At 51.8% G+C, this 26,868-nt stretch carries 30 protein-coding genes, 2 tRNA genes and 5 pseudogenes; 21 read left to right on the plus strand and 16 right to left on the minus strand.

The window, feature by feature from the left end; all coding sequences use genetic code 11:
- The 7 genes and pseudogenes from ACRPFF_RS04325 to nudB form a co-directional block, all read right to left on the minus strand.
- The coding region (locus tag ACRPFF_RS04325) for a DUF2612 domain-containing protein (protein ID WP_432673934.1) at positions 1-128 on the minus strand (128 nt) is incomplete at its 3' end.
- Positions 121-738: pseudogene (locus ACRPFF_RS04330) on the minus strand (lyase family protein); the annotation flags it as partial. The pseudogene ACRPFF_RS04330 and the gene ACRPFF_RS04325, both read right to left, overlap by 8 nt.
- An 18-nt stretch (positions 739-756) precedes the next feature.
- Entirely contained in the window at positions 757-1,626 is an 870-nt protein-coding gene (gene galU / locus ACRPFF_RS04335) for a UTP--glucose-1-phosphate uridylyltransferase GalU (protein ID WP_107818568.1), read from the minus strand.
- A gap of 27 nt (positions 1,627-1,653) precedes the next feature.
- Positions 1,654-2,253 carry an RdgB/HAM1 family non-canonical purine NTP pyrophosphatase gene (gene rdgB, locus ACRPFF_RS04340; protein ID WP_432673875.1) on the minus strand — a complete coding sequence of 200 codons (600 nt, stop codon included), beginning with the start codon at positions 2,251-2,253 and terminating at the stop codon, positions 1,654-1,656.
- Positions 2,246-2,479, minus strand: a complete 234-nt coding sequence (locus ACRPFF_RS04345) for an NGO_0222 family membrane protein (protein ID WP_308031288.1) — start codon at positions 2,477-2,479, stop codon at positions 2,246-2,248. Before ACRPFF_RS04345 ends, rdgB begins: the two co-directional genes overlap by 8 nt.
- 112 nt (positions 2,480-2,591) lie before the next feature.
- A complete protein-coding gene (locus ACRPFF_RS04350; RefSeq protein ID WP_101131162.1) occupies positions 2,592-3,125 on the minus strand; it encodes an inorganic diphosphatase in 534 nt (177 codons plus the stop codon).
- A 129-nt stretch (positions 3,126-3,254) separates the two neighbouring features.
- Positions 3,255-3,713, minus strand: a complete 459-nt coding sequence (nudB, locus tag ACRPFF_RS04355; protein ID WP_432673876.1) for a dihydroneopterin triphosphate diphosphatase — start codon at positions 3,711-3,713, stop codon at positions 3,255-3,257.
- Positions 3,714-3,921: 208 nt separating this feature from the next.
- Here nudB and ACRPFF_RS04360 point away from each other — a divergent pair.
- From ACRPFF_RS04360 to ACRPFF_RS04405, 10 genes and pseudogenes are all read left to right on the plus strand, one after another.
- Positions 3,922-3,998, plus strand: a tRNA-Pro gene (locus tag ACRPFF_RS04360).
- Between the two features lie 312 nt (positions 3,999-4,310).
- Positions 4,311-5,627 (plus strand): annotated as a pseudogene (gene mafB, locus ACRPFF_RS04365) (polymorphic toxin MafB class 2); the annotation flags it as partial.
- Positions 5,613-5,879: an HNH endonuclease gene (locus ACRPFF_RS04370; protein WP_411712552.1), complete on the plus strand. Its 267-nt coding sequence runs from the start codon at positions 5,613-5,615 to the stop codon at positions 5,877-5,879. The pseudogene mafB and the gene ACRPFF_RS04370, both read left to right, overlap by 15 nt.
- Positions 5,880-5,881: 2 nt before the next feature.
- Positions 5,882-6,271, plus strand: a complete 390-nt coding sequence (locus tag ACRPFF_RS04375; protein WP_411712522.1) for a hypothetical protein — start codon at positions 5,882-5,884, stop codon at positions 6,269-6,271.
- A gap of 86 nt (positions 6,272-6,357) precedes the next feature.
- Positions 6,358-6,489: pseudogene (locus ACRPFF_RS04380) on the plus strand (HNH endonuclease); the annotation flags it as partial.
- A 2-nt stretch (positions 6,490-6,491) separates the two neighbouring features.
- Positions 6,492-6,890 (plus strand): hypothetical protein, encoded by a 399-nt coding sequence (locus tag ACRPFF_RS04385; protein ID WP_025458651.1) that lies wholly within the window; start codon positions 6,492-6,494, stop codon positions 6,888-6,890.
- A 100-nt stretch (positions 6,891-6,990) separates the two neighbouring features.
- Positions 6,991-7,380, plus strand: coding sequence for a hypothetical protein (locus ACRPFF_RS04390; RefSeq protein WP_432673877.1), 390 nt, complete (start codon positions 6,991-6,993; stop codon positions 7,378-7,380).
- A gap of 100 nt (positions 7,381-7,480) precedes the next feature.
- Positions 7,481-7,870: a hypothetical protein gene (locus ACRPFF_RS04395; RefSeq protein WP_432673878.1), complete on the plus strand. Its 390-nt coding sequence runs from the start codon at positions 7,481-7,483 to the stop codon at positions 7,868-7,870.
- A gap of 86 nt (positions 7,871-7,956) precedes the next feature.
- Positions 7,957-8,046: pseudogene (locus tag ACRPFF_RS04400) on the plus strand (HNH endonuclease); the annotation flags it as partial.
- A 2-nt stretch (positions 8,047-8,048) separates the two neighbouring features.
- Positions 8,049-8,435, plus strand: coding sequence for a hypothetical protein (locus ACRPFF_RS04405; RefSeq protein WP_432673879.1), 387 nt, complete (start codon positions 8,049-8,051; stop codon positions 8,433-8,435).
- A gap of 40 nt (positions 8,436-8,475) precedes the next feature.
- On the opposite strand, the gene ACRPFF_RS04410 is transcribed toward ACRPFF_RS04405, so the two are convergent.
- The 9 genes from ACRPFF_RS04410 to ampD all read right to left on the minus strand — a co-directional run bounded on the left by ACRPFF_RS04410 (position 8,476) and on the right by ampD (position 18,779).
- Entirely contained in the window at positions 8,476-9,933 is a 1,458-nt protein-coding gene (locus ACRPFF_RS04410) for a TrkH family potassium uptake protein (protein WP_432673880.1), read from the minus strand.
- Positions 9,934-9,947: 14 nt separating this feature from the next.
- On the minus strand, positions 9,948-10,778 hold the full coding sequence (locus tag ACRPFF_RS04415) for a symmetrical bis(5'-nucleosyl)-tetraphosphatase (protein WP_432673881.1): 831 nt from the start codon (positions 10,776-10,778) through the stop codon (positions 9,948-9,950).
- 76 nt (positions 10,779-10,854) lie between these two features.
- Positions 10,855-11,244, minus strand: coding sequence for a RidA family protein (locus tag ACRPFF_RS04420; protein ID WP_211709747.1), 390 nt, complete (start codon positions 11,242-11,244; stop codon positions 10,855-10,857).
- Positions 11,245-11,392: 148 nt separating this feature from the next.
- Complete coding sequence (locus ACRPFF_RS04425; RefSeq protein ID WP_432673883.1) at positions 11,393-11,977, minus strand: opacity family porin; 585 nt, start codon at positions 11,975-11,977, stop codon at positions 11,393-11,395.
- A gap of 140 nt (positions 11,978-12,117) precedes the next feature.
- The gene (locus tag ACRPFF_RS04430) at positions 12,118-12,696 is read right to left on the minus strand and encodes an opacity family porin (RefSeq protein WP_432673885.1); all 579 of its coding nucleotides are present in this window, start codon (positions 12,694-12,696) and stop codon (positions 12,118-12,120) included.
- 201 nt (positions 12,697-12,897) lie between these two features.
- A complete protein-coding gene (hemW, locus tag ACRPFF_RS04435; protein ID WP_432673887.1) occupies positions 12,898-14,073 on the minus strand; it encodes a radical SAM family heme chaperone HemW in 1,176 nt (391 codons plus the stop codon).
- Positions 14,074-14,129: 56 nt separating this feature from the next.
- Positions 14,130-16,592: an NAD-dependent DNA ligase LigA gene (gene ligA, locus ACRPFF_RS04440; RefSeq protein WP_432673889.1), complete on the minus strand. Its 2,463-nt coding sequence runs from the start codon at positions 16,590-16,592 to the stop codon at positions 14,130-14,132.
- Between the two features lie 133 nt (positions 16,593-16,725).
- Positions 16,726-18,012 carry a cell division protein ZipA C-terminal FtsZ-binding domain-containing protein gene (locus tag ACRPFF_RS04445; RefSeq protein WP_432673890.1) on the minus strand — a complete coding sequence of 429 codons (1,287 nt, stop codon included), beginning with the start codon at positions 18,010-18,012 and terminating at the stop codon, positions 16,726-16,728.
- A gap of 194 nt (positions 18,013-18,206) precedes the next feature.
- Positions 18,207-18,779 (minus strand): 1,6-anhydro-N-acetylmuramyl-L-alanine amidase AmpD, encoded by a 573-nt coding sequence (gene ampD / locus ACRPFF_RS04450; RefSeq protein WP_432673892.1) that lies wholly within the window; start codon positions 18,777-18,779, stop codon positions 18,207-18,209.
- Between the two features lie 84 nt (positions 18,780-18,863).
- On the opposite strand from ampD, the gene mltG reads away from it, so the two are divergent.
- The 11 genes and pseudogenes from mltG (at position 18,864) to ACRPFF_RS04505 (ending at position 26,731) form a co-directional block, all read left to right on the plus strand.
- Positions 18,864-19,859: an endolytic transglycosylase MltG gene (mltG, locus tag ACRPFF_RS04455; protein ID WP_432673893.1), complete on the plus strand. Its 996-nt coding sequence runs from the start codon at positions 18,864-18,866 to the stop codon at positions 19,857-19,859.
- 59 nt (positions 19,860-19,918) lie between these two features.
- Entirely contained in the window at positions 19,919-20,539 is a 621-nt protein-coding gene (tmk, locus tag ACRPFF_RS04460) for a dTMP kinase (RefSeq protein WP_432673894.1), read from the plus strand.
- Between the two features lie 221 nt (positions 20,540-20,760).
- Positions 20,761-22,041: a malic enzyme-like NAD(P)-binding protein gene (locus ACRPFF_RS04465; RefSeq protein WP_432673896.1), complete on the plus strand. Its 1,281-nt coding sequence runs from the start codon at positions 20,761-20,763 to the stop codon at positions 22,039-22,041.
- Positions 22,042-22,057: 16 nt separating this feature from the next.
- Entirely contained in the window at positions 22,058-22,402 is a 345-nt protein-coding gene (locus tag ACRPFF_RS04470) for a hypothetical protein (protein ID WP_432673897.1), read from the plus strand.
- 38 nt (positions 22,403-22,440) lie between these two features.
- Positions 22,441-23,478, plus strand: a complete 1,038-nt coding sequence (gene lpxK, locus ACRPFF_RS04475) for a tetraacyldisaccharide 4'-kinase (RefSeq protein WP_432673898.1) — start codon at positions 22,441-22,443, stop codon at positions 23,476-23,478.
- Between the two features lie 44 nt (positions 23,479-23,522).
- On the plus strand, positions 23,523-24,062 hold the full coding sequence (locus ACRPFF_RS04480; RefSeq protein WP_432673899.1) for a hypothetical protein: 540 nt from the start codon (positions 23,523-23,525) through the stop codon (positions 24,060-24,062).
- 111 nt (positions 24,063-24,173) lie between these two features.
- Positions 24,174-24,749 (plus strand): DUF2059 domain-containing protein, encoded by a 576-nt coding sequence (locus ACRPFF_RS04485; protein WP_314168871.1) that lies wholly within the window; start codon positions 24,174-24,176, stop codon positions 24,747-24,749.
- A gap of 221 nt (positions 24,750-24,970) precedes the next feature.
- Positions 24,971-25,153 carry a Trm112 family protein gene (locus tag ACRPFF_RS04490; RefSeq protein ID WP_002221286.1) on the plus strand — a complete coding sequence of 61 codons (183 nt, stop codon included), beginning with the start codon at positions 24,971-24,973 and terminating at the stop codon, positions 25,151-25,153.
- Entirely contained in the window at positions 25,150-25,911 is a 762-nt protein-coding gene (kdsB, locus tag ACRPFF_RS04495; RefSeq protein WP_432673901.1) for a 3-deoxy-manno-octulosonate cytidylyltransferase, read from the plus strand. The genes ACRPFF_RS04490 and kdsB overlap by 4 nt, the downstream gene beginning before the upstream one ends.
- A gap of 22 nt (positions 25,912-25,933) precedes the next feature.
- Positions 25,934-26,449 (plus strand): annotated as a pseudogene (locus tag ACRPFF_RS04500) (3-deoxy-manno-octulosonate cytidylyltransferase).
- Between the two features lie 189 nt (positions 26,450-26,638).
- Positions 26,639-26,731 (plus strand) — tRNA-Ser (locus ACRPFF_RS04505).
- The last annotated feature ends 137 nt before the right edge of the window (positions 26,732-26,868 follow it).

Raw genomic sequence — 26,868 nt, forward strand, 5'->3', positions numbered from 1 at the left:
CGCGCCGCCATCGTGCCGTTTTTCACAAAATACGCTCGTCCGCGCGTGCCGAACATCTCGCGCAGGAGGCGGTTGATATGCGGGGCGGTTGCATAGATGATGTTGCTCATCGCTTTGAGCATAATCATGCCCCGCCAGTGCGGCAGCACCGAGGGGCATACGGTTGACGCGTTTGCGACAGTCGGTCATGCGTTCGAAATCGCGTCCGAGCATTTCGACGTAGGCGAGCATGTGGTGTCCGAAGCTGACAGGCTGGGCGACTTGCAGGTGGGTAAAGCCGGGCATAACGGTTTCGGCGTTTTGTTCCGCCAAATCCAGCAATGCCGTCTGAAGGCTTTGAATCAGGTTTTGGATAACGGTAATCTGGTCGCGCAGCCACAGGCGGATGTCGGTGGCGACTTGGTCGTTGCGGCTGCGGCCGGTGTGCAGGCGTTTGCCCGCGTCGCCGATTTTGTCGGTCAGGCGGCGTTCGATGTTCATATGGACATCTTCCAAATCGGACGACCATTCGATTTTGCCGCTGCGGATTTCTTCGAGGATTTCCGCCATACCCCGGCGGATGTCCGCCAAATCGCCTTCGTCCAACACGCCGGTTTCTTTCAGCATCTGCGCGTGGGCGAGCGAGCCTTGGATGTCCCATTCGGCAAGGCGTTGGTCGAAACCGATGGAGGCGGTGTATTGTTTGACGAGTTCGGAAACGGGTTCGTTGAAGCGTCCGGACCAGGTTTTGTCGTGCATAAGGATTCCTTGATGTGGTTATTCGGTACGGTATTTTTCCAAAAGGCGGCGGAAGGGTTCGCCGGTTTCGGGGTGTTTCAGGCCGTAGGCGACGGTGGCTTCGAGGTAGCCCAGTTTGCTGCCGCAGTCGTAGCGTGTGCCTTCAAAGGGGTGCGCCAGGACAAATTCGTGATCGAGCAGCTTGGCGATGCCGTCTGTAAGCTGGATTTCGTTGCCCGCGCCGCGAGGCAGTCCGGTCAGTAAGTCGAAAATGCGCGGGGTGAGGATGTAGCGTCCGACGACGGCAAGGTTGGAGGGCGCGTCTTCGGGCTTGGGTTTTTCGACAATGCCGGTAATGCGTTGGAACTGTTTGAGCTGTTCGGTTTCGACGATGCCGTATGAGCCGGTTTGCGACGGTTCGACGGTTTCTACGCCCAAAATGCTGTTACCGCTGCGCCCGTACACTTCGACCATTTGTTTGAGCGCGCCTTTGGGCGCATCGATTAAGTCGTCAGCCAAAATCACGGCGAAGGGTTCGTCGCCGATGGCGGCGCGGGCGCACAAGACGGCGTGTCCCAATCCCAGTGCTTCCGCCTGACGGATGTAGAGGCAGGTAATGTTTGGCGGCAGGATGTTGCGGACGTGTTCCAGAAGTTTGTCTTTATGGCGCATTTCCAACTCGGTTTCGAGTTCGTATGCCTTGTCGAAATGGTCTTCGATGCTGCGTTTGTTGCGTCCGGTTACAAACACCATTTCCGTACAGCCGGCTTCCACGGCTTCTTCCACGGCGTATTGGATCAGCGGCTTGTCGACGATGGGCAGCATTTCTTTCGGGCTGGCCTTGGTGGCGGGCAGGAAGCGGGTTCCCATCCCTGCGACGGGGAAGACTGCTTTTTTTATCGGTTTCATTCTTTTTCCTTTGTATTGTTTTGATGTTTAAAGGGCGAGTTTGCGAATTAAATCGGCGAGTGCCTGCGCGCGGTGGCTTTCGCGGTTTTTGACCTCCGAATCCAATTCGGCGGCGGTTTTGCCGTGTTCGGGCAGATAAAAATACGGGTCGTAACCGAAACCGTTTTGCCCGAGCGGCGTGCCGTGCCATTGTCCGTGCCACACACCTTCGGCGATAATCGGGCGCGGGTCGTCTTTATGGCGGACAAAAACCAATACGCAGACATAAGAACAGCTTTTGTCGGCTTTGCCGGCAAGTTCGGCGGCAAGTTTCAGGTTGTTGGCGGTATCGGATTTGGGATTGTCGCCGGCGTAGCGTGCGGAATGGATGCCCGGCGCGCCGTTTAGGGCGGCGGCACAGATGCCGCTGTCGTCGGCGAGTGCGGGCAGCCCGCTGTATTTGGCGGCATGGCGTGCTTTTGCCAGCGCGTTTTCGACAAAGGTGGGATAGGGTTCGGGACATTCGGGTATGCCGAATTCGGATTGCGGCAATACGGTAATGCTGTATGGTTTGAATAAGTTGCCGAATTCTTCGAGCTTGCCGACATTGCCGCTTGCCAAAACGATTTTTTCTGGTTTTTCAGACATAGCGGTTTTCCTGTGCGGCGGATTGGGCGGCGCGTAGGGATTTGTGCCGCAGGTAGAGGGCGAGTGCGCCGATTTGCCCGAACAGCGCGCCGAATGCGAAAAGGAAGGAGGCGACGGCGAAGGCTTTGCTGCCGACGGTCAGCAGATAAGCACCCAAGAGAACGAGCAGCATAAATGCCAGTGTGAACAGGGCAACAGACAACAGATAGATTTTTCGGCGGTTCATGGCGTTTGGTCGGAAACGGTATGTTCGGATTATAGCCGATTGGGACGGTATTCCCTAGAGCTTGGAAAAATGCCGTCTGAAACGGCGTTCAGACGGCATGGGAAGGCGGATGTTATGCCTGTTTGTTCCAGCGTTCGATGGATTCTTTGATGACTTTTTTTGCTTCTTCCACATCGCCCCAGGATTCGACTTTGGTCGTACCCGCTTTTTTCAGGTCTTTGTAGTGGTTGAAGTGGAACTCGATTTGTTTGATGAGCTGTTGCGGCAAATCTGCCAAAGTTTTGTAGGCGTTGCCGTTGTTGCGGTCGTCGGCAGGGACGCAGACGATTTTGTCGTCTACTTCGCCGTCGTCAACGAATTTCATCACGCCGATAACGCGCGCTTCCAAGAATACGCCGGTTGCCAAAGGTTGTTCGGTAACGAGCAGCACGTCCAATTCGTCGCCGTCTTCGTCTAATGTTTGGGGAATAAAGCCGTAGTTGGTCGGTTTGGCGAAGATGGCGGGTTCGACGCGGTCGAGTTGGAATGCGGCCAGTTTGCGGTTCCATTCGATTTTGTGGTTGCTGCCGGCGGGGATTTCGTTGACAACGTTGATGATGCCGCCGTCCACGTCGCCCGGGGTCAGGATTTGGTTGAAGTCTGCCATTTGGTTTCCTTTGTTTCTGAGGATTTGAACGGCAGGAGTATAGCAAACAAAAAGTTTGATGGAAACGCCGTCATGCCGTCTGAAAAGGGTTCCGGATATTTTCAGACGGCATTTTTCAGACGGCATTTTTCAAAGCCTGCCCAAGCGTCTGCCTAATTCCAAAATCGCGCGCCTATTGGACGGGGAAAACACTTTTTCCGCCGCTTCTTCCATATCGAACCAACCGTAGGAGACATGTTCTTCGGGTTGCAGGACGATGGGCGTATCACGCTGAATTTCGGCAGAGAAGAGGTGTTCGCGGTTTTCAAACACGCCTTTTGGATAGCGGTGCCGCCAGTGGTGGTAGATTTCGTAAACCGTGCTGTCGTGCCAGTCTTGAAGCTGTCCTTCCGCCAGCAGGATGCCGGTTTCTTCCCAAACTTCGCGCCTTGCCGTTTGGGCAACGGTTTCCCCGGGTTCGAGGCTGCCGGTTACCGACTGCCAAAATCCTTTCGGATGCGTGCGTTCGATGAGGAGGATACTGCCGTCCCCGTCATGGAGTACGACCAGTGCGGAGACGGGATATTTGAGCGGTTTTGCCATCGGCATCTTTCGGCGGGCTGAGGTAATGAAGGGGCGGATTATAGCAAACGCCGCACGTTATGGCGTTTATCCTTTTCCGCATCCTTTTCTGCCCGGGCGGGACGCGCCGGCGTTTGCCGGTAAATTTTCCGTTATGTCAAAAAGATAAGGGCGGTTGTGATTTTAATGCTTGCCAAAGCATCGGGCGGAAACTATAATCCGAAACTTATCGAGTCGGAGTGTGGCGCAGTCTGGTAGCGCACTTGCATGGGGTGCAAGGGGTCGAAGGTTCGAATCCTTTCACTCCGACCAAAAATTTCGAAAGCCGCTTTCAAAAGCGGCTTTTTTGCCGTCCGTATGATTATGATGTAGAGTACGCGGCGACAGACATTCAAATGCCGTCTGAAAACCGTTCAGACGGCATCTCTTTATCTTAATAGTGGATTAACAAAAATCAGGACAAGGCGACGAAGCCGCAGACAGTACAAATAGTACGGAACCGATTCACTTGGTGCTTCAGCACCTTAGAGAATCGTTCTCTTTGAGCTAAGGCGAGGCAACGCCGTACTGGTTTAAATTTAATCCACTATAGTTTCATTCCGTACCATCTTAAGGAACATCAAATTGGGCATTTCCCGCAAAATATCCCTTATTCTGTCCATACTGGCAGTGTGCCTGCCGATGCATGCACACGCCTCAGATTTGGCACACGATCCTTTTATCCGGCAGCTTCTCGACCGTCAGCATTTCGAACCCGACGGGAAATACCACCTATTCGGCAGCAGGGGGGAGCTTGCCGAGCGCAGCGGCCATATCGGATTGGGAAACATACAAAGCCATCAGTTGGGCAACCTGATGATTCAACAGGCGGCCATTAAAGGAAATATCGGCTACACCGTCCGCTTTTCCGATCACGGGCACGAAGTCCATTCCCCCTTCGACAACCATGCCTCACATTCCGATTCTGATGAAGCCGGTAGTCCCGTTGACGGATTCAGCCTTTACCGCATCCATTGGGACGGATACGAACACCATCCCGCCGACGGCTATGACGGGCCACAGGGCGGCGGCTATCCCGCTCCCAAAGGCGCGAGGGATATATACAGCTACGACATAAAAGGCGTTGCCCAAAATATCCGCCTCAACCTGACCGACAACCGCAGCACCGGACAACGGCTTGCCGACCGTTTGCACAATGCCGGCGGTATGCTGACGCAAGGAGTAGGCGACGGATTCAAACGCGCCACCCGATACAGCCCCGAGCTGGACAGATCAGGTAATGCCGCCGAAGCCTTCAACGGCACTGCAGATATCGTCAAAAACATCATCAGCGCGGCAGGAGAAATTGTCGGCGCAGGCGATGCCGTGCAGGGTATAAGCGAAGGCTCAAACATTGCTGTTATGCACGGCTTGGGTCTGCTTTCCACCGAAAACAAGATGGCGCGCATCAACGATTTGGCAGATATGGCGCAACTCAAAGACTATGCCGCAGTAGCCATCCGCGATTGGGCAGTCCAAAACCCCAATGCCGCACAAGGCATAGAAGCCGTCAGCAATATCTTTACGGCAGTCATCCCCGTCAAAGGGATTGGAGCTGTTCGGGGAAAATACGGCTTGGGCGACATCACGGCACATCCTGTCAAGCGGTCGCAGATGGGCGCGATCGCATTGTCGAAAGGGAAATCCGCCGTCAGCAACAATTTTGCCGATGCGGCATACGCCAAATACCCGTCCCCTTACCATTCCCGAAATATCCGTTCAAACTTGGAGCAGCGTTACGGCAAAGAAAACATCACCTCCTCAACCGTGCCGCCGTCAAACGGCAAAAATGTCAAACTGGCAGACCAACGCCATCCGAAGACCAAAGTGCCGTTTGACAGCAAAGGGTTTCCGAATTTTGAAAAAGACGTAAAATACGATACGAGAATTAATACCAAGGAGTTCAGATTGAAGGATTCTACAGGGCAAATGAGGCTGGCGACCAAGGATTTGGCGGAAGCCATTAAACGAGGAGAAGTACGTAGTTCTGCTTTTACAACAAAGCAACTAAAGGCAATCGAAAAAGGAGAATCTAAAATACCGGATTACACTTGGCATCATCATCAAGACACTGGAAGGATGCAATTGATTAATGAAGACTTGCATCATGATACCGGCCATATTGGTTGGAGAGCGATGAGTAAAGGAAAGTAACTATGTGGAAAATCATAAAAGAGGATAGTGATGATTTAGGATTTGCAATTAAATGCTTATTTTCTCAGTCTATTGATTTAAATGAATTCAAGTTATGGATTGAACAAGTAATACGCGATATGCCCATCGAGGACATCCCTTTTTATATTTTTGACTTGGCGGACTTCGATGTAGGAATTGGCGATATTGGCAATATTGTAGGTTTTGCTCCGAGTTCCAGCCTATCAAAATCGAAAAAAAATGCCTTAACAGGCATTGCCTTCTTAAGGGGGATAGATGTCTATGACCCTCCCGTCTCAAAAGAAAAAGCATTAAAAGCCTTAGAGAAATATCCTGAAATTTATCAGAAGTTTCAGCATTTCTTTCCGTTTGTAGAACTGCCCCCGCTTTAAACAGTCAAAATGCCGTCTGAAACGATATTCGGCTTTCAGACGGCATTTTTGATATAAAGCGGATAACTAAAAGAGCGTTTGACGGCAAAGGAGAATCTAAAATACCAAATTACACTTGGCATCATCATCAGGATACGGGACGAATGCAGTTAATATCCGAAAGAAAGCATACGCAAACAGGGCATATAGGTGGTGAAGCAATGGATAAAGGAAAATGATTATGTTGGGGCTTACACGAGACAATTGTTATGATTTGGGATTTGCTATATTGTGTTACGAATGCAACGCAGTCAATAAAGATGAATTTTTAGACTGGTTGTATGGAATTGTTAAAACTGTTCCTGTCGAAAGTTTCCCAAAGTATTTGATAGATTTAATAGATTATTTGGAGTCAGAAGATTCTTCTTTATATATATATAATATCATTGGCTTTGTTCCAACTACCGGTATGACGAAAAAGGAAAAAGATGCCGTATATGGCATTACCTATATACGGAATCAAGAGTTTTACGATATTCCGATTACTAGGGAGAAGGCGTTAAAAGCCTTAAAAAAACATCCTGAAATTTATCAGAAGTTTCGGCATTTCTTTCCGTTTGTAGAACTGCCCCCGCTTTAAACAGTCAAAATGCCGTCTGAAACGATATTCGGCTTTCAGACGGTATTTTTGATATAAAGCGGGTAACTAAAAGAGCGTTTGACGGCAAAGGAAGATAATTATGTGGAAAATCATAAAAGAGGATAGTGATGATTTAGGATTTGCAATTAAATGCTTATTCTCTCAATCTATTGATTTAAATGAATTCAAGTTATGGATTGAACAAGTAATCCGAGATATGCCCATTGAGGACATCCCTTTTTATATTTTTGATTTGGCGGATTTGGATGAAGAAATTGATAATATTTACAATATCATAGGTTTTGTTTCGAGTTACAGCTTATCAAAATTGAGAAGAAATGCCTTAACAGGCATTGCCTTCTTAAGGGGGATAGATGTCTATGACCCTCCCGTTTCAAAAGAAAAAGCATTAAAAGCCTTAAAGAAACATCCTGAAATTTATCAGAAGTTTCAGCATTTCTTTCCATTTGTAGAGCTGCCCCCACTTTAAACAGTCAAAATGCCGTCTGAAAGACCGTTCGCTGTTCAGACGGCATTTTTGATATAAAGCGGATAACTAAAAGAGCGTTTGACGGCAAAGGAAGATAATTATGTGGAAAATTACGAAAGAGCAAGGTCAAGATTTAAGTTTTGCAACATATTGCTTATTATTGGCAGCAATTAATTGGCAAGAATTTAAATTATGGTTGGAGAAGGTTGTCTTAGATATGCCTATTGATAATATACCTTTTTATATTTTTGATTTAATTGATCTTAAAGAAGGAGTAGGAGATATTTATAATATTTTGGATTTTGTTCCGAATTCAGACTTATCTAAAGACCAAGATGACGCATTAACAGGCATTGCCTTCTTAAGGGGGATAGATGTCTATGACCCTCCCGTTTCAAAAGAAAAAGCATTAAAAGCCTTAAAGAAACATCCTGAAATTTATCAGAGGTTTCAGCATTTCTTTCCGTTTGTAGAGCTGCCCCCACTTTAAACAGTCAAAATGCCGTCTGAAACGATATTCGGCTTTCAGACGGCATTTTTGATATAAAGCGGATAACCAAAGAAATGTTTGACGGTAAAGGAAAATCTAGAATACCAAATTACACTTGGCATCATCATCAAGATACAGGATGTATCGGTTGGAAAGCGATGAACAAAAGAAGATAATTATGTGGAAAATTTATAAAGAAAATAGTACTGACTTAAATTTTGCCCTAGGTAGTATATATTGCCAAGCAATCAATATTACCGAATTTAAAATGTGGGTCGAAAAAATCATAAGGGAAATGGACTTAGATGAAATTCCAAATTATTTTTTTGATCTAATAGATCTTCAATCACTATTCCAGCTAATTGATATTATAGGATTTGTTCCCGAAAATAACTTATCAAAAAATCAGGATAATGCATTAACAGGCATTGCCTTCTTAAGGGGGATAGATGTCTATGACCCTCCCGTTTCAAAAGAAAAAGCATTAAAAGCCTTAGAGAAACATCCTGAGATTTATCATAAATTTAAACAGTTCTTTCCTTTTGTAGAGCTTCCGCTTCTTTAAAGGACAATATGCCGTCTGAAAAGTTTTCAGACGGCATTTTTTATTTCTTCCAGTAGGCAGGGGTGAAGAGGATGAAGACGGTGAAGATTTCCAGCCTGCCCAAGAGCATGGCGGTAACGCAGATCCATTTCTGCATCACGTCCAAACCGGCGTAATTGCCGGCGGGCCCGACTTCGCCCAGGCCGGGGCCGGAATTGGTAATGCAGGCGATGACGGCGGTAAAGGCGGTGGTAAATTCCATACCGCTCGCCATCAGCAGGAAGCTGAAGAGGACGACGGTCATAAAGTAGATGAAGATGAAGGACATAACGGTCAGCGCGAGGCGGTCGGGTATGGCCTTGCCGCTGATTTTGACGGTGCGGACGGCTTTGGGGTGCAGCAGCACCATCATTTCGCGCAGGCTGAATTTGAACAGGACGAGGGCGCGTATGGTTTTGATGCCGCCGCCGGTCGAGCCGGAGCTGGCGAGGATGTTGGCGAGAAAAAACATCCACAGGGAAATCAGGAGCGGCCATTGTGCGAAGTCGGTGTTGGACAGCCCGTTTGCCAATCCGATGGAGACGAAGTTGAAGGCGGTGTAGCGCAGGGATTCGATGAAGCCGGCGTAATGGCCGGTGTGCCACAGGTACAGGGCGGCGGCAAGGATGCTGCCGGAGAGCAGCAGCAGCATTGTCCGGCATTCTTCGTCTTTCCAATAGGTTTTGAGGCTGCGGCTGTTGAGGGCGGCGAAATGGCTGGCAAAATTGATGCCGCCGAAAATAGTGACAACGATGATGACTGCTTCGATGAGGGGGGAGTTGTAATAAGCTATGCTGGCATCGTGGGTGGAAAACCCGCCCAGCGAGAGGGTTGCCAGCGCGTGACAGACGGCATCGAACCAACCCATCCCGGCAAAATGCAGGCAGGCTGCCGCGAGGATGGTGATCAGGGTGTAGCCGAACCAGAGTTTTTTCGCCACTTGGGAAATGCGCGGCGACATTTTGCTTTCTTTGTCAATGCCGGGGATTTCGGCTTTGAATAACTGCGTGCCGCCTACGCCGAGCATAGGCAGGATGGCGACGGCAAGGACGATGATGCCCATCCCGCCCAGCCAGTTGAGCATATGCCGCCAAAAGTTGACGGAGGGGGCGAGCCCGTCGACGTGGGGGATGACGGTCGCGCCGGTGGTGGTCAGTCCCGACATCGATTCAAAAAATGCGTCGGTAAAGCCCATATTCGGGAAATACAGGTACATCGGCATCGCCGCCATAGCGGCAAACGCCAGCCACAGCATCAGGACGAGGGTGAAGCCGTCGCGCGGGCGCAGTTCGCGCCTGAACCGGAGGGTGGCGAGCCGGACGATGCACGAGCCGGAAAGGGTAACGGTCGCGGTGGTGGCGAAGGCGGTGTACGCGCCGTCCGAAAAGGCGTAGGAGAGGGCGGCGGGTATCAGCAGGATAAAGGAAAACAGCATACCCAGTCGGGAGAGGACATGGGCGATGGGCAGGATTTTGTGCATAGTGGGGCGGTCCGTTATTTTGTGAAGCTTTTCCAGTCTATGCCGCCGGCGGCTTGGACTTGGGTAATTTCTTCCGTTTCGAGATTGACGGCGGTCAGCTGTCCGCCCCACAGCGCGCCGGTGTCCAGCGAGATGACGTTGTCGGCATTCGTGTAGCCCAAGGAAGACCAGTGTCCGAAGATGATGGTGTGGTCGAGGTTTTGCCGGTCGGGGGCTTTGAACCACGGGCGCAGGTAAAGCGGCATTTTTTTCACTGTGGATTTGTAGTCGAAATCCAGTTCGTTTTTAAAGGTCAGGGCGCGCATCCGCGTGAAGGCGTTGACGATGAAGCGCAGGCGGGCATAGCCTTCCAAACCTTCGTCCCANGCGGCCGGTTTGTTGCCGTACATTTTGGAGAAGAATTTGACGTATTTTTTGCCGCGCAGTTCGGCTTCGGCTTCTCTAGCGAGCGATTCGGCTTTGGCTATGCGCCATTGCGGCAGGATGCCGGCGTGTACCATCACGCGGCTGCCCTCGCGTATCAACAGCGGTTGCGCGCGCAGCCAGTCGAGCATTTTTCTGCCGTCGGGGTGTTTGAGTATGGGTTCGATTGTGTCGCTGCGTTTGGGCGCGCCTTCGCCGCAGCCGACGGCGAGCAGGTGCAGGTCGTGGTTGCCGAGGACGATTTGCACACTGTTTTCGTGCCGGATGCAGAATTGCAGCGCTTCGAGGGATTTCGGGCCGCGGTTGACGATGTCGCCCGTCAGCCAGAGGGTATCCGTGCCGTGGTTGAAGCCGATTTTGCCGAGCAGTGCGGTCAGTTCGTCGAAGCAGCCTTGGATGTCGCCGATTGCGTAATGTGCCATTGCGGGTGTTGTGAAGTGGGAAAGTGTTGCGGTTCAGACGGCACGGTTGGAAATCTTATGCCGTCCGAACGTGGAATTATGCGTTCAAAACGAGGACGGCTTCGGCTTCGACCTGCACGCCTTTTGGCAGGGAGGCAACGCCGACGGCGGCGCGGGCGGGGAAGGGCTCGGCAATAAATTCCGCCATCACTTCGTTGAAAACGGCGAAGTTGCCCAAGTCGGTCAGGTAGGCGTTGAGTTTGACGATGTCGTCCAGCGAACCGCCTGCCGCTTCGGCGACGGCTTGCAGGTTTTGGAACACTTGGCGCGCTTCGGCGCGGAAGTCTCCGTTGCCGACAACGGTCATGGTGGCGGGATCGAGCGGAATCTGACCGCTCATGTAAACGGTGTCGCCCGCGCGCACGGCTTGGCTGTATGCGCCGATGGCGGCAGGGGCTTTGTCGGTGTGAATGATGGTTTTGGCCATGATTTTCTCCTGAAACGGATGCGTGTGAAAGGGAAACGCGGTGTTGCGGATTATCGTACAAAACCGTCTGCTTGTGTAGTTTCAGACGGCATGGATGTTGAAAACAAAACCGCCGAAAGGCTCGGCGGTTTGCGGAATAACACGTATATTAGAATTTGACGCGTACGCCGGCGGACACTTCGTGAGAGTGTACTTTCACGTCGTCAAATTTGCCCCAGTAGTTGTAGCGGTAGCCTGCATCCAGGGCGATGTTTTGATTGATGTCGTAACCGATGCCTGTCATCACGCCCAAGCCGGTTTTGGTTTTGCGGGTTTCATAATGTTCGATGGAGTCTGAACTGCCGTATTCCTTTGTATCAAACGATACGTGGTTGAGGCCTACGCGTGCGCCGACATAAGGTTTAACCGGGGAGTTTAAGTCGAAATCATAAATGGCGGAAACGCCGACGCTTTGGAATTTGGCTTTCGCGTTATAAGTGGTGGAGTCGCTGATTCTGCCGCTTTCTTTGTGGGATTTGTAGTGGGTGTAGTCGGCTGCTACACGGAAATCGCCGAAATCATATCCGGCAGACAGGCGCGGGCTGAAGCTTTTTGCCGTCTTGCTTTCGTCGTAAATCTTGCCTTTTACCGAAGTATGGCCGACATCGCCTTGGATATAAAATCCACGGTGTTCGTCTGCCAGTGCGACAGCGGGAAGGGAAAGGGCAACCAGTGTAGCCAGAATTTTTTTCATGATGTTGTTCCTCGTAGGTAAAAATTACTGATGGCCATCAGGCTCTTTGCAACTGTTGGCTGTTTGGATTGTATTGTGTTTCGTCTGTTACAACAATCACATTTTTCATTGAAATGCGTGAATACAGATGGTTTGAAAAATTAGAATTTTACACGCACACCGGCGGATACTTCGTGAGTGTGTACTTTCATGCCGTCAAAATTGCCCCAGTGGTTGTAGCGGTAGCCTGCATCCAAGGCAACATTTTGGGTGATGTCGTAGCCAACGCCGGTCAATACGCCCAAGCCGGTTTTGGTTTTACGGAATGTTTCTGTCGCATGGTAGTTCTCACGTCGGTAATCATCGTCATAAGAAAAGCGGTTGATGCCTACGCGTGCGCCGACATAAGGTTTAACCGGGGAATTTAAGTCGAAATCATAAATGGCGGAAACGCCGACGCTTTGGAGTTTGATTTTTGAGTCAAGTGTGTAAGACGAATCCTGTTCATGGTCTTTCCAAGTTTTATAGTGGGTGTAATCGGCAGCGACACGGAAATCGCCGAAATCGTATCCGGCAGACAGGCGCGGGCTGAAGCCTTTGCTACTGGTCTTGCCGCCTTCGTCATTGGTTTTAAGAGTTGAGTGGCCAATATCGCCTTGAACGTAGAAACCACGGTTGTCATCTGCCAATGCGATAGCGGGAAGGGAAAGGGCAACTAAGGTAGCCAAAACTTTTTTCATGATGTCATCCTCAATAATTGGATAGAAAATGATTAGTAGTCAAACGGCTTGCAACCGCCGACGGGCTGATTGTATTGTGTTATGACGGTTTAAACAATGTTTGGATGGTTTGGCATGACTGAGGAACCTCAATACCGCAATAAAAGGCGCAAAACGTCTTGGAGGCCGTCTGAAAACCATCTGCCGCAGCAACACAAAGGTTTATAAAAAGCATTGCAATAAATCGTTTAAAAACAAACGTCCTTTTTCGGTTGGGCGAAATACGGTCGGGTCGGTTTCCAGCAGGCCTTTTTGTCTTGCCGTTTCGATTTGCGCCATGATTTTGGCGGCGGGTACGCCCGTGCGTTCCTGCAACATCGCGGCGGGTACGCCGTCGGTCAGGCGCAGGGCGTTCATCATGAATTCGAACGGCAAATCTTCGGCGGCGACGGTTTTGCGTTCGACGGCTTCACTCGGTTGGCTTTGCATTAAGGCGAGGTAGTCGTTGGGATGGCGGCGGCGGACGGTGCGTTCGATGCGGTCGGGATAGGAGATTTTGCCGTGCGCGCCCGCGCCTATGCCTAAATAATCTCCGAACTGCCAGTAGTTCAAATTGTGGCGGCACTGCATGGCGGGTTTCGCAAAAGCCGATGTTTCGTAGTGGATAAAACCCGCGCCTTCCAGCGCGCCGTGTACCGCGTCTTCGATGTCGAGCGCCGCTTCGTCTTGTGGCAAACCTTTCGGCGGCGTATGACCGAACGGCGTGTTCGGCTCCATCGTCAGATGATACGCGCTGATGTGTGTCGCGCCCGTAGCGATAGCGGTTTGTACGTCGTCCAATGCCGCCTGAACGGTTTGGTTCGGTAGGGCATACATCAAGTCGATATTGACTTTATCAAATAATTTCAATGCAGTAGTTATGGCGGTTAAGGCTTCTTTGCCGTTGTGGACGCGCCCCAGCCTTGAGAGCATATCGTCGTTGAAGCTTTGTACACCAATAGAAAGCCGCGTAATGCCTGCGTCTTTAAATCCTTGAAACTTCTCGATTTCAAATGTCCCCGGATTGGCTTCCAAGGTAATTTCCGCTTCCGGCTGCAAGCGCAACAGCGAACGCACGCCGCTTAACAAACGGTCAATCGATTCCGCCTGAAACAGGCTGGGCGTACCGCCGCCGAAAAATATCGTTTCCACCGGTCTGCCCCAAATATTGGGCAATTCGAGCTGCAAATCGGTCAGCAGCGCGTCGATATAGGCGGCTTCGGGCAATCCGTTTTTCAGGCTGTGGGAATTGAAGTCGCAATACGGGCATTTTTTGATGCACCACGGGATGTGGATATAGAGCGACAGGGGCGGCAGGGCGGTGAGTCGGGTACGGTTTGGGAAGGAAATAGTGTGCATGGTGTGGTTCGGAAAAGTGGACAATGCCGTCTGAAGGCGGTTCAGACGGCATAGGTTCAGCCGAGCAGGGTAAGCAGTTCGGCTTCGCTGAGGACGGAAACGCCCAAGGCATTGGCTTTTTCCAGCTTGCTGCCCGCGGCTTCTCCGGCGACGACGTAGTCGGTTTTTTTGGACACGCTGCCGGAAACTTTGCCGCCTGCTGCTTCGATTAGGGCTTGGGCTTGGTCGCGTTTGAGGGTGGGCAGGGTGCCGGTTAATACAAAGGTTTTGCCTGCTACGGCTTCATTGATGCCGTCTGAACCTTGCGCCGCCTCGTCTTCAGACGGCATTTGCGCGAAGAAGGTTTTCAGGTTTTCGAGCAGGGCGGCGTTTTGTGGTTCGCTGCGCCACGCCTGCCAGTCGGCAGGAAGGGCTTTGTCGGTTTGCAGCCCTTCTATACTTTGACCAGCGAGTTCCCATAAGGCTTGGGCTTTGTTTTCGCTGATTTTGAAACCGGGCAGGCGGGCGATCCAGCGTTGCGGCCCGGCATATTGTGCGGCAGGCAGGCTGACGGCTTGGGCTTGCGGGGCAACGCCTGCGGCGAGCAGCTCGTCTATCATCGCCTGCTGTTCGGCTTGGGCGAAGAAGTGGGCAATGGAATGCGCCACTACCGTGCCGATGTCGGGCAGGCAGGCGAGGACGGGTTCGGGGGCGCGGCGGACGTGTTCCAACGTGCCGAATGCCTGCGCCAGTGTTTTGGCGGTGCGTTCGCCGACGTGGCGGATGCCGAGCGCGAACAGGAAGCGGGCGAGTTCGGGCGTTTTGCCGGCTTCTATGCCTGCGAGGATGTTTTCCGCCCACTTGACCGGTGGTTTTTTATGTTTGCCCGACGCGCCGACCGAACTGCCTTCAGACGGCATTTGATCCGATTCGGCAACGGTTTTGTCCGCCGTTTCCTTCATTTTTTGCAGGGTCGGAATATCGATGCGGTAGAGGTCGGCGAAATGGCGGACGAGGTCTTGGGCGACCAGCTGTTCGATTTGTTTTTCACCCAAGCCGTCGATGTCCATCGCTTTGCGCGAGGCGAAGTGGATTAAGCCTTGCGCGCGTTGGGCCTGACAAAGCATGCCGCCGCTGCATCGGGCGACGGCTTCGCCTTCTTCGCGTTCGATTTCGCTGCGGCAGATGGGACAGTGAGTCGGCAGGCGGTAGGGCTTGTGGAGCGGAACGGATTGGGTTTGATTGGCGGACGGTGTTTCGGCAAACAGGTCGTCTTGTTGGTATTTGATGCCGTCTGAAAGTCCCGTAACGTCGGTTTCCTGCATCGGGCGGCGTTCAAAAATTACGCGCACGACCTCGGGAATCACGTCTCCGGCGCGGCGCACGACGACGGTATCGCCGACGCGCACGTCTTTGCGCGATACTTCGTCCTGATTGTGCAGGGTGGCGTTGGTTACGGTGACGCCGCCGACGAATACGGGTTGCAGGCGGGCGACGGGGGTAACGGCGCCGGTGCGCCCGATTTGTACGTCTATGGCTTCGACAATGGTCAGGGCTTCTTCGGCGGGGAATTTGTGGGCAATCGCCCAACGCGGCGCGCGGGAGATGAAGCCGAGTTCGCGCTGTTGCGCCAAGCTGTTGACTTTGACCACCATGCCGTCGATTTCGTAGGGCAGTTCGGGGCGATTTTGCTGCATTTGTTCGTAAAACGCCAATACTTCGACGATATTTTTGAAACAGCCGAAATTNCCATTGGGCAGACTGAAGCCGAGTTCTTGAAAATAGGCGAGTTCTTGGATGTGTTCTTCAGCTTCGAAACCGCCTTGCTGGCGGGCAATCGAGTAGGGGAAAAAGTGCAGTTTGCGTTGCGCGGTGATGCGCGAATCGAGTTGGCGCAGGCTGCCGGCGGCGGCGTTGCGCGGATTGGCAAAGGGTTTTTGCCCGTTTTCGGCTTGTCTTTTATTGAGGGCGGCGAAATCGGCTTTTTGCATCAGCACTTCGCCGCGCACTTCGATGAGTTCGGGCGTATTTTCACCATGCAGCCGCAGGGGGATGTTGGCGACGGTTTTGACGTTTTGGGTAACGTCTTCGCCCGTCGTGCCGTCGCCGCGCGTTGCCGCCTGCACCAATACGCCGTCGCGGTAGAGCAGGCTAATGGCGAGGCCGTCGAATTTGGGTTCGATAACGTATTCGGGATTGCCGCCGTTCAAGCCGTCGCGCACGCGTTGGTCGAAGGCGTACATTTCGGCATGGTCGAACACGCCGTTTTCATCTTGCGGGGAAAAGGCGTTGGTCAGCGACAGCATCGGCACTTCGTGGCGCACTTCGGCAAATCCCGCCAGAGGCTCGCCGCCGACGCGCTGGGTTGGACTGTCGGGCAGTTTGAGCTCGGGATGGTTTAACTCCAACGCTTCGAGTTCGCGGAATAATTTGTCGTATTCGGCATCGGGTACGCTGGGTGCGTCGAGGGTGTAGTATTCGTAGGCGTAGCGGTTGAGGAGGTCGGTGAGGCGGCGAATGTGTTGTGCGGTCGAGTTCATGGATTCGTCCAGGTTCGGACGGCATGGACAAATGCCGTCTGAACGGTAAAACGTGTTGGAAATGGTCGGATTTTACAGGAAAACAAAAGGCGGATACACCGTTGCCGATGCATCCGCTTTTGAGGTTTCGGATTTATGAGAACAGGCGCAATGCGGTTTTGCCGCCCGGTTCGATACCGACTTTGAGCATCTCGGACTGACGAGCCAATACATAAGTGCGTACGTCTTTGAGCCATTGGGTCGAAACTTCTTCCATTTTGTCGTTGACCAGATTCAGGTTCAACTGGCCGGACAGGCGTACCGCCAAATCCATAAACAAATCGTCGAAGGTTTTTTCGCCTGCCGGAGAGTGCGGGATATCGAGCAGCATACTGAAGCCTTTGTAGGACTGGTTGTCCAAAAGGGCATTGGTAAACGGCTCGTTGTTGAGCGAGCAGATGGAGAACATGGTCGAGCCCGACGTGTCGGTATAGTGGAATACACCATCTTCTCCGAGTGTGAATCCTACGCCCGATACGGCGGAACGCAGTTCTACGCCGCTGATGCTGGTAGGGGAAACCAAATGGATGGCGATGGTCTGGTCGACACGGGCGCAGAACGCATCCAGCGCGGAAGCCACTTCGGTAAAGGCGGCAAGGTCGGTATGCAGTGTCTGACCACCCATGCTTTGTGCGAATGCGTCCACCTGGCGGTTGAAGGCGGAGAGCTCTTCTTGCGAGGCGAGCCCATTGCGGCTGACCGCTTGGATGCCGACGATGAAGGCTTGGTAGCGGATGCCGGGGATGGGTTCGGCGACTTGGAAATGGTCGTCCATGGTGCAACCGATGATTTGGTAGCGGTGGCGGTTGGAGAGGCGTGGCAGCGCATGAAGCTCTTTGGCTTCTGTCAGCGCGATATAGGAAATGAAATCGAAGCGCACATCAAACCAGGGTAATTCAACTTTAGACAGTTCTTTGAGCGTAATCAGCGGTTTTGCAGGTGTTTGCGGAACGGGTGCAGGGTTTGCGGCCGCACGGACGGGTTGCGGGGCAGAAGGTTCGGCCGGGGATTTTGAAACGGGTTGGACGGGCGTGCCGATAATGCCGTTTTCCTCCAGGACGGTTTCGATTTCGGTTTTGAACGGGGATGCTTTTGCCTGTTTCTGTTTGGCGACGTAGACGGCATCCTGTTCTTGGAGGTTCCTCAGGGCAGGGTCTTGGGGTTTGGCCGGTTTTTTAACCTCGGTGTGCGGTTTCTGCATCATGCCCGAACTTCCGGACGGTTTGCCGTCGCGGACGTGGCTGGTTTTGCTGTTGAGCAGGGCATCTTTGTCGGAGTGTCCGAACTGGTCGCGTACTTTTTTGCGGTATTGGTTTTCCTGATACATGTTGTAGGCGACAACGGCGAGGACGACGGCTAGAAACAGTACGATGTAAATCATGGCAATCACTTGTTAAATTTCGGGATGCAGGATACGCAAAGTGCGGCACTGCGGTTAAATCGGGCTTGCGTTTTCGGCATTGTGCCTGAACGGTCTGTCATAATGTTTGAATTATAACGAAAATCGAAGTGTCTGGCAGCAGTGTGTCGAAATAAAGGGGGATTTTCTGCAACACTGTATGAAATATGCGGTCTTCAGACGGCATTTCTGTCCACGGGAAACCCTTTCTCACGTATCCGCCGCCAGTCGAAAAAATGGCCGGGGTCGGTTTTGCGGCCGGGTGCGATGTCCTGATGTCCGGTTACTGCGGTAACGGGGTAGCGGCGGCAGAGTGCTTCCAACAATGTTTCGAGCGAACGGTATTGTGCTTCGGCAAAAGGTTCGAAATCGCAGCCTTCCATTTCGATGCCGATAGAAAAAGCGTTGCATTTTTCCCTGCCGCCGAATGAAGATACGCCGGCATGGTATGCCATATTGTCGCAGGAAACGAACTGTGCCGTTTCTCCGTCGCGTTTGATTAAGAAATGGCTGGATACGCGCAAAGTGTGTATCAATCCGAAAAACGGGTGGTCGTTCGGGTCTAGGCGGTTGGCAAAAAGCTTCTCAACCGCATCCGTGCCGTATTCGAACGGCGGCAGCGAGATATTGTGCAATACGACAAGGGAAACCTCTTCTTTGGACTCCCTTGGGCCGAAATTCGGCGACGGAATGTGGCGCACGCTTTGCAGCCAACCGTCCTGCCAGGGTGCCGTAGCGGGATTGTCCATGATGTCCTTCCTGTCTTATGGGGTAATTTGGGTTATACTGTCGCCCGAATTTTAAGACGTATTCCGAATGCTGGGAATCCTACCATGTTGAGAAAATTGTTGAAATGGTCTGCCGTTTTTTTGACCGTGTCGGCAGCCGTTTTCGCCGCGCTGCTTTTTGTCCCTAAAGACAACGGCAGGGCATACCGAATCAAAATTGCCAAAAATCAGGGTATTTCGTCGGTCGGCAGGAAACTTGCCGAAGACCGCATCGTGTTCAGCAGACATGTTTTGACGGCGGCAGCCTACGTTTTGGGTGTGCACAACAGACTGCATACGGGGACGTATAGGCTTCCTTCGGAAGTGTCGGCTTGGGATATTTTGCAGAAAATGCGCGGCGGCAGACCGGATTTGGTTACTGTACAGATTATCGAAGGGTCGCGTTTTTCGCATATGAGGAAAGTCATCGACGCAACGCCCGACATCGGACACGACACCAAAGGCTGGAGCAATGAAAAACTGATGGCGGAAGTTGCGCCCGATGCCTTCAGCGGCAATCCTGAAGGGCAGTTTTTTCCCGACAGCTACGAAATTGATGCGGGCGGCAGCGATTTGCAGATTTACCAAACCGCCTACAAGGCGATGCAACGCCGCCTGAATGAGGCATGGGCAGGCAGGCAGGACGGGCTACCTTATAAAAACCCTTATGAAATGCTGATTCTGGCAAGCCTGATTGAGAAGGAAACCGGGCACGAAGCCGACAGGGCTCATATTGCTTCCGTTTTCGTCAACCGGCTGAAAATCGGTATGCGCCTGCAAACCGATCCGTCTGTCATTTACGGCATGGGTGCGGCATACAAGGGCAAAATCCGTAAAGCCGACCTGCGCCGCGACACGCCATACAACACCTACACGCGCGGCGGTCTGACACCGACACCGATAGCCCTGCCCGGCAAGGCCGCGCTTGATGCCGCCGCCCATCCGTCCGGCGAAAAATACCTGTATTTCGTGTCCAAAATGGACGGCACGGGCTTGAGCCAGTTCAGCCATGATTTGACCGAACATAACGCCGCCGTCCGCAAATATATTTTGAAAAAATAAACCATGCCGTCTGAAAAGTTTGTGTTTTCAGACGGCATATCCTTGTCGGGAAAACTAATATGAAACCGCAATTCATCACTTTGGACGGCATAGACGGAGCCGGAAAATCCACCAACCTTGCCGTCATCAAAGCATGGTTTGAACGGAGGGGGCTGCCCGTACTGTTCACGCGCGAGCCGGGCGGAACGCCGGTCGGTGAGGCCTTGCGCGAAATCCTGCTCAACCCTGAAACCAAAGCCGGTTTGCGTGCGGAAACACTGATGATGTTCGCCGCCAGAATGCAGCATATTGAAGACGTGATATTGCCCGCGCTTTCAGACGGCATCCATGTCGTGTCCGATCGTTTTACCGATGCGACCTTCGCCTATCAGGGCGGCGGGCGGGGGATGCCGTCTGAAGACATTGAAATATTGGAACATTGGGTGCAGGGCGGTTTGCGCCCCGATTTGACCCTGCTGTTGGATGTGCCGCTGGAAGTATCGATGGCACGTATCGGACAGTCGCGCGAGAAAGACCGTTTCGAGCAGGAGCAGGCGGATTTCTTCATGCGTGTGCGCAGCGTTTATCTCGACCGAGCCGCCGCCTGTCCGGAACGTTACGCCGTTATCGACAGTAACCGCAGCTTGGATGAAGTCAGAAATACCATAGAAAAAGTGTTGGACAGACATTTCGGCTGTTGATGCGGCAAATATTGAAACAAGCGCATCCGCCCGCGCCGAAAATCAAACGGCAGTGCCGCAGATGAAAATGGCGGTATGCGCCAAACTTTCGGCATGATAGAATTACGCTCCGTTACAAGGCAGGATGCGTCGGCAATATTAACGAACCGCCCGTAACATGATGACCCGAAAGCGTTTCGGACAGTCCGATTCAAATCTTTTTCTCGCAACAGGATTGACACATGGAAAACTCATTAAAAGAAGCCGCCCTGCAGTTCCACGAATTCCCCGTGCCGGGCAAAATCTCCGTTACCCCAACCAAATCTCTGGCCACTTCTAAAGATTTGGCGTTGGCGTACTCTCCTGGCGTAGCCGCTCCTTGTATGGAAATCCATGCCGATCCGCAAACTGCCTACAAATACACTGCCAAAGGCAATTTGGTTGCCGTGATTTCCAACGGTACCGCCGTTTTGGGCTTGGGCGACATCGGCGCGCTGGCGGGCAAACCCGTGATGGAAGGCAAAGGCGTATTATTCAAAAAATTCGCCGGTGTGGATGTGTTCGATATCGAAATCGATGAAAAAGACCCGCAAAAACTGGTGGACATCATCGCTGCTTTAGAGCCGACTTTCGGTGGCATCAACCTCGAAGACATCAAAGCACCCGAGTGTTTCTACATCGAACGCGAATTGCGCAAACGTTGCAAAATCCCTGTATTCCACGACGACCAACACGGTACCGCCATCATTACCGCTGCCGCCGTATTGAACGCCCTGCGTTTTACCGGCCGCAAAATCGAAGAAGCGACTTTGGTGTGCTCCGGCGCAGGTGCCGCAGCGATTGCTTGCTTGAACCAATTGCTGGATTTGGGTCTGAAACGTGAAAACGTAACCGTCTGCGACTCCAAAGGTGTCATTTATAAAACCCGCGAAGACAAAGACCGTATGGACGAATCCAAAAAATTCTACGCCGTTGAAGACAACGGCCAGCGCGTATTGGCCGATGCGGTTAAAGGCAAAGACATCTTCTTGGGACTCTCCGGCGCGAACCTGCTGCCCCCCGAAATGTTGAACACCATGAATGCCAAACCCATCGTGTTCGCTATGGCCAACCCGAATCCGGAAATCCTGCCGCCGCTGGCGAAAGAAACCCGTCCGGACGTGGTCATCGGTACCGGCCGCTCCGACTTTCCGAACCAAGTCAACAACGTATTGTGCTTCCCGTTCATCTTCCGCGGCGCGTTGGATGTCGGCGCGACCACCATCAACGAAGAAATGAAACGCGCCTGCGTGTACGCCTTGGCAGATTTGGCAATGGAAGAGGTAACTGAAGAAGTGGTTGCCGCTTACGGTAAGAAATTCGAATTCGGCGCGGAATACCTGATTCCGACCCCGTTCGACTCCCGCCTGCTGCCTCGCGTTGCTACGGCTGCCGCCAAAGCAGCGATGGAAAGCGGCGTGGCAACCCGTCCGATTGCAGACTTGGAAGCCTACGCCGCCAAGCTGAGCGAATGGAAGCTGTAAGCCGTTTGTGGTTAAAATGCCGTCTGAACTGTTTTCAGACGGCATTTTGCTGTCCGACGATTTGAAACCTGTCCCAAAAAGGAAAAATATGGAACCCGTCCGTTACAACATCAACAACACGCCTGAAATCCAAAACGACAACGCCCCCGTCATGACGACAGGACAATGGGTGTTGACGATGATTGTTTTCATGATTCCTTTGGTCAACATCATTATGTTTTTTGTTTGGGCGTTCGGCAGAGGCAACCCCAACCGTGCCAATTTCTGTAAAGCGCTATTGCTTATTTACCTTGTTGGTTCGCTTATCGGTTTGATTTTCATATTGCTTATAGGTGGATCTGCATCGGGTACGCATTATTAATGTGCCGGCTGATTCTGCTTCGAAGATTTGTATCGAATATGCCAAATTTTTTTAAATTTCATACCGTTATCGAACGGCATTGGCAAAAACCTTATCCGGTTTTGTCTTTTCTGCTTAAGCCGCTCTCCGGGCTGTTTGCCAAAATTGCGGCAAAACGGCGGGGGGATTTTTTATTGGGAAAACGGCAAAGCGAAAAGCTGTCCGTGCCTGTGGTCGTGGTCGGCAATATTCACGCGGGTGGGACGGGGAAAACGCCGATTGTTGCCGCGCTGGTGTCGGGTTTGCAGGAAAAGGGCGTCAAGGTCGGCATCATCAGCCGAGGCTACGGGCGCAAGAGCAAGGCGGTTTATGTATTGAATGCCGCGAGCCGTGCGGAAGATGCGGGCGACGAGCCTTTGCTGCTGTTCCGTAAAACAGGTGCGCCGACGGCAGTGGGCAGCAGCCGTGCGGAGGCAGGTAGGGCGTTGCTGGCGGCGCATCCCGACATCGGGCTGATTGTGGCGGACGACGGTTTGCAGCATTACGCCCTGCGGCGGGATGTGGAAATTGCGGTGTTTCCGGCGGCGGATACAGGGCGTACGGATTTAGATTTGCTGCCCAACGGCAGTTTGCGCGAACCTTTGTCGAGATTGGAAAGCGTGGATGCGGTGGTGGTCGGCGGCAGGGCGGCGGATGGTTTTATGCCGTCTGAACATTTGTTCGGCAGCCGTATTGAGGCGGGTGCGGTTTACCGTTTGAACCGGCCGTCTGAAAAACTGGATATTTCGACATTGTCAGGGAAGCGCGTCGCAGCGGTTGCCGGTATCGCCAGACCGCAGCGTTTCTTCGATACTCTGACACACATGGGCATCCTCCTTGACCAAACGGTTGCTCTGCCCGACCATGCCGATATTTCCAATCGGGATTTGCCGCCTGCCGATGTGGTGCTGGTAACTGAAAAAGATGCGGTCAAATTTTCAGACGGCATTTGCACCGATAATGTTTGGGTGCTGCCGGTTTGTGCGATAATCGAACCTGATTTGGCGGCGTTTGTGTTGGCACGTTTGAAAAAAAACAAGATGCCGTCTGAAAGCTAAGTGTTTTATCCTGTGTACCCTTATTTTGATTTTTGGAGAAAAAAATGAAAAAAATAATGATGTTATGTGCTGTTGCCTTGTCTGTTTCGGCGTGTGTCAGCACCGAATTGTCATCGGCAAACAAGCCATATAATCCGTCGAGCGATGCGCGCATCCGCCTGTACGGACAAAACGGCAGACCCACTGTTTTAACCATCGATCCCAAAGGCAAAGCGGAAAAAGTCGTCGTAGGCGGCGGTATGGGACAGAGCATGGCATCTCTTTTCCATCTGAAAGGGAATGAAAGCATCGGTATGCCTGAATCTGAATTCAGTAAAAATCCTTCACAATTCAACAATATCGGTTCAAACGCATTTTTCAAAGAGTTTATCGTTCCGGCAAATGTGGAAATTGCTTTGAAAAATACGATTAACGCGCCCGCCCATGTCATGAAAAATGCACAGGGAAACACAGTTTATAAACGGTATCTCAGCTGTGATGCCGGTACTTTGACGTTTAAACCCGAAGCAGGCAAGGATTATGAAGCCGTTCCTGCACCGTCAACCCATCAATGCGGTATCCAATTGATTGAGTTGCAGAAATAATGGTTTGATTGTGGAAAATATGCCCACACTCGACCGCGCATCAGGCGTTGTCTTGTGTCACGCGGTGATTGATGTTTTAAAAACGAAATTTCCAGTCCGGAGGAGTCTTTGATGAAACTGAAAACCTTACTGCTTGCCGCCGCATTCGTATGCACCAATGCTTTTGCCGCCCCGCCCAGCGACGCGTCGCTGGAGCGTTGGCTGGATACGCAGAATTTTGACCGAGATATAGAAAAAAATATGATTGAGGGCTTTAATGCCGGATTTAAACCGTATGCGGACAAAGCCCTTGCCGAAATGCCGGAAGAGAAAAAAGATCAGGCGGCAAAAGCCTTTAACCGCTATCGTGAGAATGTTTTGAAAGATTTGATTACGCCCGAAGTGAAACAGGCTGTCCGCAATACTTTATTGAAGAATGCCCGTGAGATATACACGCAAGAAGAAATTGACGGCATGATTGCCTTTTACGGTTCACCTGTCGGTCAGTCCGTTATTGCCAAAAATCCGCGCTTAATCAAGAAATCGATGAGTGAAATAGCGGTATCTTGGACTGCATTGTCAGGGAAAATTGCGCGACATCATCTGCCCGAGTTTACGGAAGAGTTGCGACGCATCATCTGCGGCGGTAAAAATCCCGATGCGGGCTGTAAACAAGCCGGACAGCTTGGGAAAAGGCATCAGAAATAAATAATAGCCGTCTGAAATATTGCGGAGGGCATCCGATTGATTAAACTATTATAGTGGATTAACAAAAACCAGTACGGTGTTGCCTCGCCTTGGCTCAAAGAGAACGATTCTCTAAGGTGCTGAAGCACCAAGTGAATCGGTTCCGTACTATTTGTACTGTCTGCGGCTTCGTCGCCTTGTCCTGATTTTTGTTAATCCACTATAAACTCGAAAGAGACCCTATGGAAAAAAAATTCTTAGACATTCTCGTCTGCCCCGTTACCAAAGGCAGGCTGGAATATCATCAGGACAAACAGGAATTGTGGAGCCGTCAGGCGAAGCTGGCTTATCCGATTAAAGACGGCATTCCCTATATGCTGGAAAACGAAGCGCGAGCGTTGAGCGAAGAGGAACTCAAAGCATGACCGAATTTGTCGTATTGATTCCGGCGCGGCTGGATTCGTCGCGCCTGCCCGGAAAAGCCTTGGCGGACATCCACGGCAAACCGATGGTCGTGCGCGTTGCCGAACAGGCGGCAAAAAGTAAAGCCGCGCGCGTCGTCGTTGCTACCGACCATCCCGATATTCAGACGGCCTGTCAGGCGCACGGCGTCGAAGTCGTCATGACTTCAAACCGGCACGAAAGCGGCACGACGCGCCTTGCCGAAGCTGCTGCCGCGCTGAAACTGCCGCAACATCTGGTGGTTGTCAACGTACAGGGCGACGAGCCGCTGATTGCCCCCGAACTCATCGACCGCACTGCCGAAGTCTTGGTGGAAAACAACGTCCAAATGGCGACCGCTGCCCACGAATTGCACGATTTCGACGAATTGATGAATCCTAACGCCGTCAAAGTTGTCCTCGACAAAAACCACAACGCCATCTACTTCAGCCGCGCCCCGATTCCCTATCCGCGCGATGTAATGCGTGCCGGAAAACGCGAAATGCCGTCTGAAACCGCCGTCCTGCGCCATATCGGCATCTACGCCTACCGCGTCGGCTTCCTGCAACGCTATGCCGAAATGAGCGTTTCGCCGCTGGAAACCATTGAATCGCTGGAGCAACTGCGCGTCCTGTGGCACGGCTACCCCATCGCCGTCGAAACCGCCAAAGAAGCCCCCGCCGCCGGTGTGGATACGCAGGAAGATTTGGATAGGGTTCGTGCTGTATTTCAGACCGTATAAAACAGGTTCAAAGGGAAAAGATATGCAGCAACATATTGAAAAATGGCAACACTTGAGTCGTGAAGAACAGAAAATCCTTGCCGAAGTATGGGGTCTCGTGCAAAACGATGATCAGGAGGTTCACTATGAAATGCTCAAATTGAACGCACCCGACGAAGCTAGCGGCGAATTTTGGTTCAGAATGGCAGAAACACTCAGCACCCTGCCGCCCAACCGGTCCCTCGACCTTAGAATGAACGGCGGCAGGCTGTCGACCGCCGTATCCATCCTTTCCGTCATGATTGAAGACAATCCCGACATACCGCAGCTTTGGGCGTAAAAAATTACCGCCCTCAATTATTTGGCACACGGACACAAAGCTCGTGCCGACGGTTTGGCACAACAGCCCGATAAAGCGGCAGAAGCCAACGAGGAGGAATACCTGACCAAAGCCCTGTCGCAAAACCTGCTGTCAACATTGGATGCGGCACTTGCACGTTTTCCTGAAGATGCGTGGTTTCAGGAAGCTAAGCAAGATGCCCAAAAGCATTTTTTATGAGGATTTGATTGATAAGAAAAGTAATGCGCCCCCTGATGGGACGTAATATATAAGGATATTTTGTTTTGAGAAACGCCGATTGCTAGTATTAATGAGGTAAATATTATTTAATTTCAAGATGCTGATATTTATACTTCCTGTTTCTTCTTGACGGTATCAACAAAGTTAATTACAATTCTACTTTCCTTAGGAGTAATGGCTGAGAGGCTGAAGGCACTTCCCTGCTAAGGAAGCATGTGGGATCAACCTGCATCGAGGGTTCGAATCCCTCTTACTCCGCCAGATAAAAAAATAGACGCTGTGTTTTACAGCGTCTATTTTTTATGCAATTTTATAGCGGGTTGACAAAACTGGTATGGTATTGCCCTGTCTTGATTTTGAATTTTGTTAATCCGAGATGCTTGCCGTTTATTTCTGCC

The sequence above is a fragment of the Neisseria sp. SLRRB23 genome (assembly GCF_050896295.1).
GTDB lineage: Bacteria > Pseudomonadota > Gammaproteobacteria > Burkholderiales > Neisseriaceae > Neisseria.